Raw genomic sequence first — 13,702 nt, 5'->3', positions numbered from 1 at the left:
TGCATGTTCAAGCGCAATTCATGGCTGAGCCGCTGCATCACGCCCAAGACCGGTTTGCCGGTCTCGGTGATCTGGAGCGCAAACGGCCTGGCCTGGGTGCTGTTGGTCGGCCTGTGGGCCGGCTTGTCCTACGGTGGCGTGGTGCCGGGCATGTTCCTGCCGACGCCGGGCGCGGTGGTCGAGGCCGCCGTGCGCCTGGGTCGCGACGGCACCCTCGGCCAGCATGTGTGGGCCAGTGTCGAAGTGGTGATGGTCGGTTTCATCGTGTCGTCCCTGGTGGCGGTGCCGCTGGGACTGTTGATGGGCAGTTTCCGCATCGTCCAGGCCTTTCTTGAACCGCTGGTGAATTTCATTCGTTATCTGCCGGTGACCTCGTTCGTGCCGCTGTTCATCCTGTGGATCGGCATCGGTCTGGAGCAGCGGGTGTCGGTGATCATCTTCGGCGTGTTCTTCCAGCAACTGGTGATGATCGCGGACGTGTCCAAAGGCATCTCCAAGGACCTGATCAACGCCTCCTACACCCTCGGTTCGAACCGTCGTGATGCGGTGCTGCACGTCATCGCCCCGGCGTCCCTGCCGGGCGTGCTCGACACTTTGCGGGTGACCATGGGCTGGGCCTGGACTTACCTGGTGGTGGCTGAACTGGTCGCCGCTTCCAGTGGCCTGGGTTACCTGAGCCTCAAGGCCATGCGTGGCTTCCAGGTGGATGTGATTTTCCTCGCCATCGCGATCATCGGCCTGCTGGGCCTGGTCACCGATCAACTGTTCCGTTTCCTACGTCTGAGGATCACCGCATGGGCTCAGTAACCGCCGCCACTCATCGTTTTGTCGCCCCTCAGGCTGCCCCGGTGAACGCGCCACGGCTGAAGGTGGACAAGGTCAGCCTGCGTTACAGGAAACCCGATGGCGGTACCTTTACCGCGTTGGAGCAAGTGTCGTTCGAGGTGCCGGACCAGCAATTTGCTGTATTGGTGGGGCCTTCAGGTTGCGGCAAGTCGAGCCTGCTGTACCTCACCGCCGGCCTGGCCGAACCGACCTCAGGCGAGATTTACGTCGGCGGCCAGCAGGTGGAAGGCCCCGGTGCGGATCGCGGCATGGTGTTCCAGAGCTACACGCTGTTCCCGTGGCTGACGGTGCGCCAGAACGTCGAGTTCGGCCTCAAGCGGCGCGGCATGCCGGCGGCGCAACGCAAGGACATCGTCGATTACTACGTCAACGAAGTGGGCCTGAGCGGCTTTGCCGACAACTACGCCAAGCAGTTGTCCGGCGGCATGATGCAGCGTGTCGCCATCGCCCGGGCGTTGGCCAACGATCCACAGATCCTGCTGATGGACGAGCCCTTCGGCGCCCTCGACAGCCAGACGCGCCTGCAAATGCAGCAGCTGTTGCTGCGGGTGTGGGGCAACAGCAAGAAGACCGTGTTGTTCGTGACCCACGACATTGACGAGGCGATCCTGCTCGGCGACCGGGTCTACGTCATGGGCGCCCGGCCTGGGCGGATCAAGCAGATTCTGGATGTGCCGATCGAACGTCCACGCAACCTCGATATGGTCATGGAGCGCTCGTTCATCGAGATGAAGCGCGAGATCTTCGGGTTGTTGCATGATGATCTGGAGGAGGTGCATTAAACCTGATTTCAGCCCATGCATGACCCCTGTGGGAGCGAGCCTGCTCGCGAAGGCGTAGTGTCAGTCAATATTGATCTGTCTGACACACCGCAATCGCGAGCAGGCTCGCTCCCACAGGTTTTATGTGGATTCGGAACTAAGGCGCAGCCGGCAACAGGAACCGCGCAATCACCGGCAGGTGATCGGAGATACGCAACGTATCATCCTGCCGCACCATCGCCTCGACCCGTTTGATCCGCGGGCTGTAGAACAGGTAGTCGACAGTCCGGTCCGGACCGTTCAGCCCGGGATCGTTCGGGTAATGGGTCAGCCAGCGTTCGCGGTCGATACCACTGGCTTCGTTGTTGGTCGGGATCATCGGGTACTTGTCCCACAGCAGGTGCAACGGGCTGTCGGCAGAGTAGGGCGCGCGTTGTGCGTCGGACAGGCGTCGATACTGGCCCAGCGGCAACAGGTTGAAATCCCCACCGATCAGCCACGGCGTGCCACGGCTTTCGAGTTTATCGAGGGTCCTGGCCACGGCGTTCACCTGGTTTTGCAAGGTGTTGTCGGCTCGATTGGCGCGGTCCAGATGGGTATTGAGCACCGCTATTTGCCCGCCATCACTCAACGGCAAGTAGCTCACCAGCAAGGCATCTCTGGGTTTGAATTGGCGGCTGAGTGGATTGCCCGAGGTGATGGGCAGTTGCAGCCGTTCGGCATGTTCGATCTGGTAACGGCTCAGGGTCGCCAGTTGCCGGCCGACACTGCCGAAGATGTGCGGGTTCGGCACGAAGTCAGCCTTCCAGTCGAACGCGCTGGTGCCACACGGATACAAGTCGGCGAGCCGTTCTTGCAGCAGTTTGAACTGGTGCTGGTAATCGCTGGCCTTGGCGCCGTCGTCCAGTTCCTGCAACAGCACGATGTCCGGTTGTTCGTCGCGAATCACCCGCGCCACTTCGTCGAGGCTGAAAGCCATGTCTTCCGCTGTGGGACGTTCGTCGGTACCAGCGGCCAGGTCATTCCAGAATACGTAACGCTTGCCGGCCAGGTATTGGACGTTCCAGGTCATCACTTTCAACGCCTGCCCGGGGACCAGGGAGGGGGCCTGGGCACTGCAACTGACGGGCAATACTTCTTTGGCATCGGGGCGCCAGGTCAGGCTGTAGATCATTACGGTGATCAGGCCGATCACGATCAGCAGGCCCAGCAGGGTGTAGCGCAGTAGACGGGTCATGGCTCGGCTTATTAGCGTTACAGGATTGTTCCCGAGGATACCCGAGAGCGATGGTCGCGCCCAACGTCAGAGCGAGTTGTCATTTCTCTCAGGCAGCGGGTTGATCAGCATGAACAGCCGGAACAGCACCACGCTGGTAAACAGCTGAAGGAAGCTGTGGGCACTGTCGATCAATAGTGAGATCACCGGGTTCTGCGGTTCCGGGTACGCCGCCAGTGTCACGCCTTTGAGCAGCCACAACGGCCCCATCACACTCAGAATGCACAGCAGGATGCGCAGGAAATGACCGCTGGTCAGGCGCAGACTTTCCTTCATGGCCGCCAGCGGCGCCAGGCCGCGCAACACCAACAGGTATTCGCCAAACGCCAGGGTCACCATCAGGTAGATGCCCGGCAGGAAATACAGCGACAGGCCCAGCAGGATCAGCACGGTATTGAGCACCGTCAGCAGGGCGAAGCGCGGCCACAGGTAGGCGGACCTGGACAGCAGTTCGCGGTTGCTCGGCGATTCTCCGCGGCTGCGAGCATCGAGAAACAGAATCAGCGCGGCGGTATACAGCGGGTACACCAGCAAGCCGACAATCACGCTGATGCCGGGGAAACTGTCCGGCTCCGTGGAGTGGTCGACCACTTGTTGCAGCAGAGCCTCAAACATCACCAGCGGCAGGCACAGCTGCACGATCTGGCTCAGATTGCGCTTGAAGAAATACAGGGAGTCACGCAGCACATCTAACGGATTCATCAGTGGGTATCGCAGGTTGGAAGCAGTGGCTCACTTTAACCGATCAAGCGCAGGGGGAAGCAAACGTAAACGTTCGGTAAAGGACATTGAAACATCTTGTTTCAGCCTCCATTAAGGTTGAGCGCCTTATCCTCATTGGATAAAGGCAACGATTTCCCCGGCAATCTACGAGGTCGCCATGAACAGCGAAGAACAAACCCTGATCGATGGACTGTTTTCCCGGCTGCAGCAGGCCGAAACGGACTCAGCCCCGCGCGACGCCCAGGCCGAGGCGCGGATCAAGGAACACCTGACGCGCCAGCCCGCGGCAGGTTATTTCATGACCCAGGCGATTCTGGTGCAAGAGGCGGCGATCAAGAGCCTCGATGAGCAGAACAAACAACTGACCCAGCAAGTCCAGCAATTGCAGGCTGAACTGCAACAGGCCAAGGCCCAGGCGACCCCGGCTCCTGCGCCGAGTGGCGGTGGCTTTTTGTCGAGCATCTTTGGCGGCAACTCCCGCGAGCCACAGCCCGCGCCAACCCAGAGCGCACCGCCGTCGAACGGTGGCTGGCGTGAGCCGGGACGCTCGTCGTTCGGTTCGCAGCCGCCACAGCAGAGCTTCGGTGCCCCGCAACAGAACTTTCCACAGCAGGGCTATGCGCCGCAACAACAGGCTCCGGCAGCGGCTGGCAGCAGTTTCCTTGGTGGTGCGCTGAAAACCGCCGCCGGCGTGGCGGGTGGCGTAATGCTGGCACAGGGCATCAGCAGCCTGTTCCATCACAATCAGCAACCGGAAGTCGTCGAAGTCATCAAGGAAGAGCCGGCCCAGGTCAACGACCAGAGCAACAATGGCTGGGGCGATGACCAGCGCATGGCCGGTAACGATACCTACAGCAACGATCAGGGCGGGATCAGCGACGCCGACTACAGCGATGACAACTCATCGTTCTTCGGCGACGACGATTCCTTCGTCTGATACGCCATTCGTCCGGAGCGCAACCGCGCTCCGGGCCGATTATTCGCGGAACAATCCTTCGGGCTGGCATACTGGGCGACTTTTCGGGCCTGGTGCCTGATTCAGCCTTGAGGAAAGCCGGTGAAAAAAATCGCAGTGTTCGCCGATGTCCAGAACCTCTACTACACCGTGCGTCAGGCCTATGGTTGCCACTTCAACTACGCCGCACTGTGGGCTGACATCAGCAAACAGGGCGAGATCGTCGAAGCCTACGCCTACGCCATCGACCGTGGCGACAGCAAACAGCAGCAGTTCCAGCAGATCCTGCGCAACCTCGGTTTCACCGTGAAGCTCAAGCCGTACATCCAGCGCAGCGACGGCTCGGCCAAGGGCGACTGGGACGTGGGCATTACCCTCGACATCATGGACGCCGCCGACCATGTCGATGAAATCGTCCTGGCCTCCGGCGACGGTGATTTCGACATGCTGCTCGAACGCATCATCAGCAAACACGGGGTGCAAGCGGTAGCCTACGGTGTGCCGGGCCTGACCGCCAACTCGCTGATCCGCGCCGCCAGCCGCTACGTGCCGATCGAAGGCGCGTTGCTGCTCAAGAATTGATTTTTACGGAGTTGAACCAGGTTTGGAACGCATAGCAGTCATCGACTTTGAAACCACCGGGATCTCCCCGAGCAGCAACTGCCGGGCCACGGAAATCGCCGTGGTGATCCTTGAGCAGGGGCGCATCGTCGAGCGTTACCAGAGCTTGATGAACGCCGGCGTACGTGTCCCGGCCTTCATCGAACAACTCACCGGCATCAGCAACGCCATGCTGCGCACCGCGCCGTCGGCCGAGCAGGTGATGAACGAGGTCAACGAATTCGTCGGCACCACGCCATTGCTGGCGCATAACGCCGCGTTCGACCAGAAGTTCTGGGACTTCGAACTGGGGCGAATCAAACGCACCCGCTTGCAGAACTTTGCCTGTTCGTTGCTGCTTGCCCGACGCCTGATGCCCGCCGCACCGAACCACAAGCTCGGCACCCTCACCACGTTTGCCAACCTGCCGCACACCGGCAAGGCCCACCGGGCCATGGCCGATGCCGAGATGGCGGCCAACCTGACCGCGCACCTCGCTGACGAACTGCGGCAGAAGCATGGCTTGCGCGAGTTGTCCCATGACTTGTTGTGCAAGTTGCAGAAAGTGCCTGCGGCGAAAGTGGGCGAACACCTAAAGCGCTATCGCTGATCCCGAAAACACCACAAGTCCCCTGTAGGAGCGAGCCTGCTCGCGATGAACCCGAGAACGGTGCGGGGTGTCAGGTTTCTCGCGTTATCGTTGGCGACCATCGCGAGCAGGCTCGCTCCTACAGGTTCCGCGTTCGATCAAAGCTTGCCGTTGCCTTCGATATGTCCCAACGGCACCCGCTTCTCGATGGCGCTGGACAACACAATCGACGTCTTGCTGAACCCGAACGTGGCGATCCGGTTGATCAGTTCTTCCAGTTCCGGCATCGAGCCCACCGCCGCTTGCATGATCACGCACGGGTCGCCGGTCACCCGATGGCATTCGGTCAATTGCGGGATTTTGATCAGGTCGTCGTAGGCTTTCTGGTTGCCGTGCTGGTTCAGGCGCAATTCGATCACGCACTGGATCGGCAGGCCGAGCTTGGCCATGTCGACCTTTGCCTGATAACCGGTGATCACGCCGCTGGCTTCGAGCTTGGCCACGCGCTCGGCCACGGCCGGGGCAGACAGGTTGACCTTGCGCGCCAGGTCCGCGTAGGACGCGCGACCGTTTTCCAGCAGGGCGCTGAGCAGCATGCGGTCGTACTTGTCCATCGGGGTGACTCCTGAAAATGGCCGACTTTCGAAAACACGGTTTATAGCGCTGAACTCCGTGTTTTGAAAAGTGTACTGGCGCTTTAAACAGGTTTTGTAACTTATTTTCCGACGCCAGCCTTTCTAGAATAGCCGTTCACTTGTCTTTGCCTGTGAGCTGCCCCCATGTCCGGCCTTCGTCGCTTTCCCTTACCCTTGATCGCTGCCTTCTTTGCCTTGTACGTGATTTGGGGCTCGACTTACCTGGTGATCCGCATCGGCGTGGAGTCCTGGCCGCCGTTGCTGCTTGCCGGCATCCGCTTCGTGATCGCCGGAACCTTGATGTATGCCTTCCTGCGCTGGCGCGGAGCGCCGGCGCCGACCTGGGCGCAGTGGAAAGCCGCCGGGATCATTGGGATTCTGCTGTTGGCGTGCGGCAACGGCGCGGTGAGCGTGGCCGAGCACACGGGCGTGGCCTCCGGGGTGGCGGCGTTGGCGGTGGCGACGGTGCCGCTGTTTACTTTGCTCTGCGGCTATTTCTGGGGCACGCGTAATACCCGTCTGGAATGGGCCGGGATCGTGCTCGGGCTGATTGGCATCGGCATGCTCAACCTCGGTTCCAACCTGCAATCGAGTCCATTGGGTGCGGCGTTGCTGATTTTTGCAGCGGCGACCTGGGCCTTTGGCTCTGTTTGGAGCAAACACCTGCCGTTGCCTCAGGGCGCGATGGCCAGCGCTGTGGAAATGCTGGTGGGCGGTGTGGTGTTGCTGATTGCCAGCGCAGTCAGCGGTGAGCATCTGGAAAAGGTGCCACCAATCGAAGGCTGGGCCGCGTTGGCGTATCTGACCGTGTTCGGTTCGATCATCGCCTTCAACGCCTACATGTACTTGTTGAAGCACGTGCGTCCGGCTGCTGCCACGAGCTATGCCTACGTCAACCCGGCGGTGGCGGTGTTGCTGGGGATCGTGTTCGTCGGCGAAACCATCGGTATCGAGGAAGCCCTGGCGATGGCGGTGATCATCAGTGCCGTGGTGTTGATCGGCTTGCCACAATGGCGCCGCACGCCAGAGCGGCCAGTGGTAACGACGGCAGTACCGACAGAATCCCGTGTGAATTAGGGTAAACTGCGCGGCATTGCATCTTGTATTGCACACTTGTTTTGAACAACCCGCGCTGAATTTTCCTACGGTACTCCCATGACTTTCGCCACCCTTGGCCTGATCGAACCCTTGCTGCGCTCCCTCGAGACGCTCGGCTACCAGACTCCGACGCCGGTTCAGGCGCAAGCCATTCCGGCGGTGCTGGCCGGTCGTGACCTGATGGCCGCCGCCCAGACCGGCACCGGCAAGACCGCCGGTTTCGCCCTGCCGCTGTTGCAACTGCTGGCCATGGAAGGGCCGAAAGTCACCGCCAACTCGGTCCGCGTGCTGATCCTGGTACCGACCCGCGAGCTGGCCGAGCAGGTTCACGAAGCCGTGCGCCAGTACGCCGAAAACCTGCCGCTGCGCACCTACGCGGTATATGGCGGCGTCAGCATCAACCCGCAGATGATGAAGCTGCGCAGCGGTGTCGACCTGTTGGTGGCGACCCCGGGCCGCTTGCTCGACCTGTTCCGCCAGAACGCGCTGAAGTTCAACCAGTTGCAAACCCTGGTGCTGGACGAAGCCGACCGTATGCTCGACCTGGGCTTTTCCGAGGAACTGGCGAACATTTACCGCGCGCTCCCTAAGAAACGTCAGACGCTGTTGTTCTCCGCAACCTTCTCCGATGACATCCGCCTGCTGGCCGGGCAGATGCTCAACGATCCGCTGACCATCGAAGTCAGCCCGCGCAACGTCGCGGCCAATACGGTCAAGCAATGGATCGTGACGGTGGACAAGAAGCGCAAGCCGGAGCTGTTCGTTCACCTGATGCGCAAGGGCAAGTGGAAGCAGGTGCTGGTGTTCGCCAAGACCCGCAACGGCGTGGATGCGCTGGTGGATAAACTTCAGGGTCTGGGCATCAATGCCGACGGCATCCACGGCGACAAACCCCAGGCGACCCGCCAGCGTGCGCTCGACCGCTTCAAGGCGAGTGAAGTGCAGATTCTGGTCGCCACCGACGTGGCGGCTCGTGGTCTGGATATCGAAGATCTGCCGATGGTGGTCAACTTCGATTTGCCGATAGTCGCTGAGGACTACATCCACCGTATCGGTCGTACTGGCCGTGCGGGTTCGACCGGCGAGGCGATTTCCCTGGTCTGCGCCGATGAAGTGAATCTGCTGTCGGCCATCGAGATGCTGACCCGCCAGACCTTGAAGCGGCAGAACGAGCCGGACTTCGAACCGGAGCACCGCGTGCCGGACACCGATGCCAGCGGCCAGGTCGTGAAGAAGCCGAAGAAACCGAAGAAGCCCAAGGCTTCCGGTGGTGGCGGTGGTAAACGCAATCTGGGCAAGTGGGTGGATAGCGGGGAAGTTGCGCCGGCGGAGCCTTCGATCAAGCCTGTGCGCAAGGTGCCGGTGTTCAATACCGGGCCGCGTAAGCGCAAGCCTTGATTACGCACTGCGTCCGTTAGGCCGTCATCGCCAGCAGGCTGGCTCCCACAGGTTTTTTGTGAGCGACACAAATCCCGTGTGGGAGCCAGCCTGCTGGCGATGGGAGCTGCGCGGTCATCAACCCTTGCGCCGCAACCACTCTACCATCCCCAACCCCGCCGCCCGCCCGCTGGCGAAACACGCGGTCAGCAGATAGCCGCCGGTCGGCGCCTCCCAATCGAGCATTTCCCCGGCGCAAAACACGCCAGGCAGTTGCTTGAGCATCAATCGCTCATCCATCGCTTCGAACAACACACCGCCAGCGCTGCTGATGGCCTCGTCCAGTGGACGGGTTTTCACCAATGTCAGTGGTAATGCCTTGATCGATTGGGCCAGCAGGCTCGGGTCGGTAAACGCTTCGACAGGCGTGAGTTCACGCAATAGCGCCGCTTTTACGCCATCGATGCCCAACTGACTGTGCAGGTGTTTGGCCATGGATCGCGATCCCCGTGGCTTGCTCAACGCTGCTTGAATTTTATCCACAGGCCGGCCGGGCAACAGGTCCAGATGAATGGTTGCCGAGCCGTGCCGGTTGATCGCCTCGCGGATCGGTGCCGACAGGGCGTAGATCAAACTGCCTTCGATTCCGGTGGCAGTAATCACACATTCGCCTAGTCGCGGAACGTCATCATTAAGACCGATGGCGATATTTTTCAGCGGGGCGCCGGCGAATTTGCTGACCATCAATTCGCTCCAGGCCTGCACCTCGAAGCCGCAATTACTGGGTTGCAACGGCGCCAGTCCTACACCGTGCTGCTCCAGTGGCAGCATCCACGCGCCATCCGAACCCAGTCGCGACCAACTGCCGCCACCGAGGGCGAGCAGGGTGGCATCGGCTTGCACGGTCTTTTCGCCTTCCGGACTGTCGATGCGCAAATCGCCACGCTCGTCCCAGCCGAGCCAGCGGTGGCGGGTGTGGATAACTACGCCGCTGTCGCGCAGGCGCTTGAGCCAGGCGCGCAGCAATGGCGCGGCCTTCATGTCGGTGGGGAATACCCGGCCGGAGCTGCCGACGAAGGTATCGATGCCCAGGTCATGAATCCACCGGCACAACGCTTCGGCGCCGAAGCCGCGCAGCAGCGGGGCGATCTGCGGGGCGCGTTCGGCGTAGCGCGAGAGAAACGCCGGATAGGCTTCGGAGTGCGTGATGTTCATGCCGCCGACGCCGGCCAGGAGGAATTTTCGTCCGACCGAGGGCATGCCGTCGTACAGGTCGACCTTGATCCCGGCCTGGCTCAACACTTCGGCCGCCATCAGTCCGGCGGGGCCGCCGCCGATGATGGCGACGTGAGGGGGAAGGGCTGGCGAAGATTGGGTCATGGGATGCGCTGTGGTCTGGCGGGATAAGCCGGGCATTCTACCAGCCCCGCCCCCTGTAGGAGCGAGCCTGCTCGCGATGGCGGCGGTACATTCAACATCTGTGGGCCTGACAGACCGCTATCGCGAGCAGGCTCACTCCTACAGGGTTTAGAGGTGTCTTTGAAGGGTGGTTAAAAAACAGTCAGTGTTCTGTAGCCTATACGCCGTGTGGGCTGTAGGCCCTTTCACTCAGGTTATCCACAGGCAGTTCCACAGGCATTGTGGGTAAAGCATCCACAGTTCAGTGACAACCTGATGACTGCCAGACGCGCTGCGCGCTGTGATGGAGGATGCCGTGACGGCGGGCCAGGGCCTGGCGGTCCTTGCTGTAGCCGCCGCCGATTACCCCGACGAGCGGAATGTCACGGCCCAGGCAATGGCGCATCACGCTTTCATCGCGGGCAGCGACGCCTTCGTCTGTCAGTTGCAGATAACCCAGGGCGTCGTCCTTATGCACATCGACCCCGGCGTCATACAGCACCAGGTCCGGTTGGTAGAGCGGCAGCAGGTAGTTGAGTGCATCGTCCACGACCTTCAGGTAATCGGCATCGCCCATGCCGTTGGGCAGTGGAATGTCCCAGTCGCTTTCGGCCTTGCGTGCGGGAAAATTCTTTTCGCAGTGCAGGGAAACGGTCACTGCTTCCGGGGTGTTGTGCAGTATTCGTGCAGTCCCGTCGCCCTGATGCACGTCGCAATCGAAGATCAGCACCCGGTTCACCCTTCCACTTTCCAGCAGGTAATGGCTGATCACCGCCAGGTCATTGAAGATGCAAAATCCGGCCGGATAGTCGTAGTGCGCGTGGTGGGTACCGCCCGCCAGGTGACAGGCCAGGCCATACTCCAGCGCCTTTTCGGCCGCCAGCAACGAACCGCCGACCGCCCGCACCGTACGTCGGGCCAGGGCTTCGTTCCAGGGCAGGCCGAGGCGGCGCTGGTCTTCGCGGGATAATTCGCCACTCATGTAGCGCTCGATGTACGAAGGGTCATGGGCGAGGGCGAGAATATCTGCCGGACACAGATCCGGGCGCAGCAAGTCGACGTCGCGGGTCAGACCGCTGTCCACCAGGTGATCGCGCAACAGGCGGAACTTGTCCATGGGAAAGCGGTGATCCGCCGGAAACTCGGGGCTGTAGTCTTCGTGATAAATCAGCGGCAGTGGCATGGTCATTTCATGTAGGAATGAGAGAGGGATCCTACCAGCGTTGTAGACTTGCAGCATGCAAACGGAGGGGCGGTGAGCAATGGAGCCAATACTGGAACTTGAAAGCGCTCGGCTGCTGTTGCGCCAGTGGCGCGATGAAGATTTAGCGGACTTTGCCGCGATGTGTGCCGATCCGCAGGTGATGCGCTATTTCCCGGCAACCTTGAGCCGGCTGGAAAGCGCATCATTGATCGGGCGAATCCGTGGTCATTTCGCCGAGCATGGTTATGGTCTCTGGGCTTTGCAGCGCAAGGATTCTGGCCAGTTCATCGGGTTTACCGGGCTTGGCGTGGTCGGTTTCGACGCACCCTTTACCCCGGCCACGGAAATCGGCTGGCGCCTGGCCCGCGAGCACTGGGGCTTGGGTTACGCCAGCGAAGCGGCGTGGACTGTTCTGCGCTGCGGGTTCGACCGCTTGTTGCTGCAAGAGGTCGTGGCCTTCACGACGCAAACCAATCTGCCGTCAGAGAAAGTCATGCAGGCCATCGGCATGCACCATGATCCGGAAAATGACTTCGATCACCCGCGACTCGAGGCCGATCACCCGTTGCGTCGGCATGTGTTGTATCGCATCAGCCGCGAGCAATGGCTGCAAACCTTGCATGGATAACCTGACACGGACGTTTACAATGGCCCTCATGGGCAGAGTCCCGAAACTGAATCGACCGTAGCAGCCAAGGCTGCGCGGCCATGTTTTGCCTGAGGAGCATCTGAATGAGCCAAGTGTTGGATGATCTGGTCGACCTGCTGACCCTGGAACCGATCGAAGAAAACCTGTTCCGTGGTCGTAGCCAGGACCTGGGGTTTCGTCAGCTGTTCGGTGGTCAGGTGCTCGGCCAGTCGCTGTCGGCGGCCAGTCAGACGGTTGAAGAGGCGCGCCATGTGCATTCGATGCACGGCTATTTCCTGCGTCCGGGCGATGCCGGATTACCGGTGGTGTATCAGGTTGACCGGGTGCGTGACGGTGGCAGTTTCAGCACGCGCCGGGTGACGGCGATCCAGAAGGGCCACCCGATCTTCACCTGCAGTGCGTCGTTCCAGTACGACGAAGAAGGCTTTCAGCACCAGACCGAAATGCCGCAAGTGGTCGGTCCGGAAAACCTGCCATCGGAGCTGGAGATCACCCAGCAGCGCGCGCACCTGATCCCTGAGAAAATGCGCGAAAAACTGCTGTGCCCGAAGCCGATCGAATTTCGACCGGTGACCGAGAAGGATCCTTACAACCCGCTGCCCTCCGATCCGGTCAAGTACGTCTGGTTCCGCGCCGACGGGGCGTTGGCCGATTCGCCGGCGCTGCATAAATACCTGCTGGCCTACGCCTCGGACTTCGGTCTGCTGGTCACCTCGATGCAGCCCCACGGCAAAACGGTCTGGAACAAGGACATGCAGGTGGCCAGCCTCGATCACGCGCTGTGGTTCCATCAGGACCTGCGTGCCGATGACTGGTTGCTCTACGCGATGGACAGTCCGTGGGCCGGCAACTCCCGTGGATTCTCCCGTGGCAGCGTGTTCAACCGCGCGGGGCAACTGGTGGCCTCGGTCACCCAGGAAGGCTTGATCCGTCACCGCAAGGATTGGGCATGAGCCTGGCCGACGTGCGTCACTGGGTGTTCGACATGGACGGCACCCTGACGGTGGCTGTGCACGACTTCGCGGCGATTCGCGTGGCGTTGGCGATCCCTGCCGAACACGACATCCTGACCCACCTCGCCGCGCTGCCAGCCGATGAGGCCGCAGCCAAACATGCCTGGCTGCTGGAGCATGAGCGGGACCTGGCCCTCGGTTCGCAACCGGCACCGGGTGCGGTGGAACTGGTGCGCGAGCTGGCCGGGCGCGGTTATCGCCTGGGCATTCTCACGCGCAATGCCCGGGAGCTGGCACATGTCACGCTGGAGGCCATTGGCCTGGCCGACTGCTTTGCGCTGGAGGATGTGCTGGGTCGCGATGATGCGCCGCCCAAACCGCATCCGGGCGGGTTGCTGAAACTGGCCGAAGCGTGGAAGGTGCCGGCGAGCGAGATGGTGATGGTCGGTGATTACCGCTTCGATCTCGATTGCGGGCGAGCGGCGGGGGCGCGGACTGTGTTGGTGAATTTGCCGGATAATCCATGGCCGGAATTGACCGATTGGCATGCAGCGGATTGTGTTGAGTTGCGGCAGATGCTGTTGGCTTGAGTGCTTCGTTGCCTGGTCAACCGCCATCGCGAGCAGGCTCGCTCCCAC

The 13,702-nt window shown here is 61.3% G+C and carries 15 protein-coding genes; 10 read left to right on the top strand and 5 right to left on the bottom strand.

From position 1 onward, the window contains the following. The first annotated feature begins 3 nt into the window (after positions 1–3). Positions 4–807 carry an ABC transporter permease gene (locus tag ACM6J5_RS06130; RefSeq protein ID WP_414914838.1) on the top strand — a complete coding sequence of 268 codons (804 nt, stop codon included), beginning with the start codon at positions 4–6 and terminating at the stop codon, positions 805–807. Beyond that, positions 795–1,628, top strand: a complete 834-nt coding sequence (locus tag ACM6J5_RS06125; protein ID WP_095942016.1) for an ABC transporter ATP-binding protein — start codon at positions 795–797, stop codon at positions 1,626–1,628. The genes ACM6J5_RS06130 and ACM6J5_RS06125 overlap by 13 nt, the downstream gene beginning before the upstream one ends. Positions 1,629–1,764: 136 nt before the next feature. Here the strand turns inward: ACM6J5_RS06125 and ACM6J5_RS06120 are convergent, their stop codons facing one another. Then, on the bottom strand, positions 1,765–2,844 hold the full coding sequence (locus ACM6J5_RS06120; protein ID WP_095942017.1) for an endonuclease/exonuclease/phosphatase family protein: 1,080 nt from the start codon (positions 2,842–2,844) through the stop codon (positions 1,765–1,767). A gap of 66 nt (positions 2,845–2,910) precedes the next feature. Continuing rightward, entirely contained in the window at positions 2,911–3,585 is a 675-nt protein-coding gene (locus ACM6J5_RS06115) for a YciC family protein (RefSeq protein WP_095942018.1), read from the bottom strand. Positions 3,586–3,763: 178 nt separating this feature from the next. Between ACM6J5_RS06115 and ACM6J5_RS06110 the strand changes: the two genes are divergently transcribed. From ACM6J5_RS06110 to ACM6J5_RS06100, 3 genes are all read left to right on the top strand, one after another. Then, positions 3,764–4,543 carry a DUF2076 domain-containing protein gene (locus tag ACM6J5_RS06110; RefSeq protein ID WP_095942019.1) on the top strand — a complete coding sequence of 260 codons (780 nt, stop codon included), beginning with the start codon at positions 3,764–3,766 and terminating at the stop codon, positions 4,541–4,543. A gap of 120 nt (positions 4,544–4,663) precedes the next feature. Next, entirely contained in the window at positions 4,664–5,143 is a 480-nt protein-coding gene (locus tag ACM6J5_RS06105; RefSeq protein WP_007990686.1) for an NYN domain-containing protein, read from the top strand. A 22-nt stretch (positions 5,144–5,165) separates the two neighbouring features. Next, a complete protein-coding gene (locus ACM6J5_RS06100) occupies positions 5,166–5,771 on the top strand; it encodes a PolC-type DNA polymerase III (protein WP_414928012.1) in 606 nt (201 codons plus the stop codon). A 137-nt stretch (positions 5,772–5,908) separates the two neighbouring features. Here the strand turns inward: ACM6J5_RS06100 and ACM6J5_RS06095 are convergent, their stop codons facing one another. Next, on the bottom strand, positions 5,909–6,364 hold the full coding sequence (locus tag ACM6J5_RS06095; RefSeq protein WP_007994028.1) for an Lrp/AsnC family transcriptional regulator: 456 nt from the start codon (positions 6,362–6,364) through the stop codon (positions 5,909–5,911). 165 nt (positions 6,365–6,529) lie between these two features. Between ACM6J5_RS06095 and yedA the strand changes: the two genes are divergently transcribed. Next, positions 6,530–7,462 carry a drug/metabolite exporter YedA gene (gene yedA, locus ACM6J5_RS06090; protein ID WP_414928011.1) on the top strand — a complete coding sequence of 311 codons (933 nt, stop codon included), beginning with the start codon at positions 6,530–6,532 and terminating at the stop codon, positions 7,460–7,462. Positions 7,463–7,540: 78 nt separating this feature from the next. Further along, positions 7,541–8,881 (top strand): DEAD/DEAH box helicase, encoded by a 1,341-nt coding sequence (locus ACM6J5_RS06085; RefSeq protein ID WP_414928010.1) that lies wholly within the window; start codon positions 7,541–7,543, stop codon positions 8,879–8,881. A gap of 117 nt (positions 8,882–8,998) precedes the next feature. Here the strand turns inward: ACM6J5_RS06085 and ACM6J5_RS06080 are convergent, their stop codons facing one another. Both ACM6J5_RS06080 and ACM6J5_RS06075 read right to left on the bottom strand, forming a co-directional pair. Continuing rightward, positions 8,999–10,240, bottom strand: a complete 1,242-nt coding sequence (locus tag ACM6J5_RS06080; protein ID WP_414928009.1) for a TIGR03862 family flavoprotein — start codon at positions 10,238–10,240, stop codon at positions 8,999–9,001. A 280-nt stretch (positions 10,241–10,520) separates the two neighbouring features. Further along, positions 10,521–11,441 carry a histone deacetylase gene (locus tag ACM6J5_RS06075; protein WP_414928008.1) on the bottom strand — a complete coding sequence of 307 codons (921 nt, stop codon included), beginning with the start codon at positions 11,439–11,441 and terminating at the stop codon, positions 10,521–10,523. A gap of 79 nt (positions 11,442–11,520) precedes the next feature. Between ACM6J5_RS06075 and ACM6J5_RS06070 the strand changes: the two genes are divergently transcribed. From ACM6J5_RS06070 to ACM6J5_RS06060, 3 genes are all read left to right on the top strand, one after another. Then, positions 11,521–12,090, top strand: a complete 570-nt coding sequence (locus tag ACM6J5_RS06070) for a GNAT family N-acetyltransferase (protein WP_150672697.1) — start codon at positions 11,521–11,523, stop codon at positions 12,088–12,090. Between the two features lie 104 nt (positions 12,091–12,194). Then, positions 12,195–13,064, top strand: coding sequence for an acyl-CoA thioesterase II (gene tesB, locus ACM6J5_RS06065; protein ID WP_095942026.1), 870 nt, complete (start codon positions 12,195–12,197; stop codon positions 13,062–13,064). Further along, positions 13,061–13,654, top strand: coding sequence for an HAD family hydrolase (locus tag ACM6J5_RS06060; RefSeq protein ID WP_095942027.1), 594 nt, complete (start codon positions 13,061–13,063; stop codon positions 13,652–13,654). The genes tesB and ACM6J5_RS06060 overlap by 4 nt, the downstream gene beginning before the upstream one ends. Positions 13,655–13,702 lie beyond the last annotated feature (48 nt).

Source organism: Pseudomonas sp. IT-P74 (genome assembly GCF_949768175.1).
Lineage (GTDB): Bacteria > Pseudomonadota > Gammaproteobacteria > Pseudomonadales > Pseudomonadaceae > Aquipseudomonas.
Note: the sequence above shows the minus strand (reverse complement) of the source record. Positions and strands in the feature narration are given on the sequence as shown.

Excerpts from the sequence above, each read along its gene's own strand:
- ACM6J5_RS06075 (WP_414928008.1), bottom strand. The coding sequence starts at position 11,441 with ATGCCACTGCCGCTGATTTATCACGAAGACTACAGCCCCGAGTTTCCG.
- ACM6J5_RS06060 (WP_095942027.1), top strand. The coding sequence starts at position 13,061 with ATGAGCCTGGCCGACGTGCGTCACTGGGTGTTCGACATGGACGGCACC.
- yedA (WP_414928011.1), top strand. The coding sequence starts at position 6,530 with ATGTCCGGCCTTCGTCGCTTTCCCTTACCCTTGATCGCTGCCTTCTTT.
- ACM6J5_RS06080 (WP_414928009.1), bottom strand. The coding sequence starts at position 10,240 with ATGACCCAATCTTCGCCAGCCCTTCCCCCTCACGTCGCCATCATCGGC.
- tesB (WP_095942026.1), top strand. The coding sequence starts at position 12,195 with ATGAGCCAAGTGTTGGATGATCTGGTCGACCTGCTGACCCTGGAACCG.
- ACM6J5_RS06115 (WP_095942018.1), bottom strand. The coding sequence starts at position 3,585 with ATGAATCCGTTAGATGTGCTGCGTGACTCCCTGTATTTCTTCAAGCGC.
- ACM6J5_RS06130 (WP_414914838.1), top strand. The coding sequence starts at position 4 with ATGTTCAAGCGCAATTCATGGCTGAGCCGCTGCATCACGCCCAAGACC.
- ACM6J5_RS06095 (WP_007994028.1), bottom strand. The coding sequence starts at position 6,364 with ATGGACAAGTACGACCGCATGCTGCTCAGCGCCCTGCTGGAAAACGGT.
- ACM6J5_RS06070 (WP_150672697.1), top strand. The coding sequence starts at position 11,521 with ATGGAGCCAATACTGGAACTTGAAAGCGCTCGGCTGCTGTTGCGCCAG.
- ACM6J5_RS06125 (WP_095942016.1), top strand. The coding sequence starts at position 795 with ATGGGCTCAGTAACCGCCGCCACTCATCGTTTTGTCGCCCCTCAGGCT.
- ACM6J5_RS06110 (WP_095942019.1), top strand. The coding sequence starts at position 3,764 with ATGAACAGCGAAGAACAAACCCTGATCGATGGACTGTTTTCCCGGCTG.
- ACM6J5_RS06120 (WP_095942017.1), bottom strand. The coding sequence starts at position 2,844 with ATGACCCGTCTACTGCGCTACACCCTGCTGGGCCTGCTGATCGTGATC.
- ACM6J5_RS06085 (WP_414928010.1), top strand. The coding sequence starts at position 7,541 with ATGACTTTCGCCACCCTTGGCCTGATCGAACCCTTGCTGCGCTCCCTC.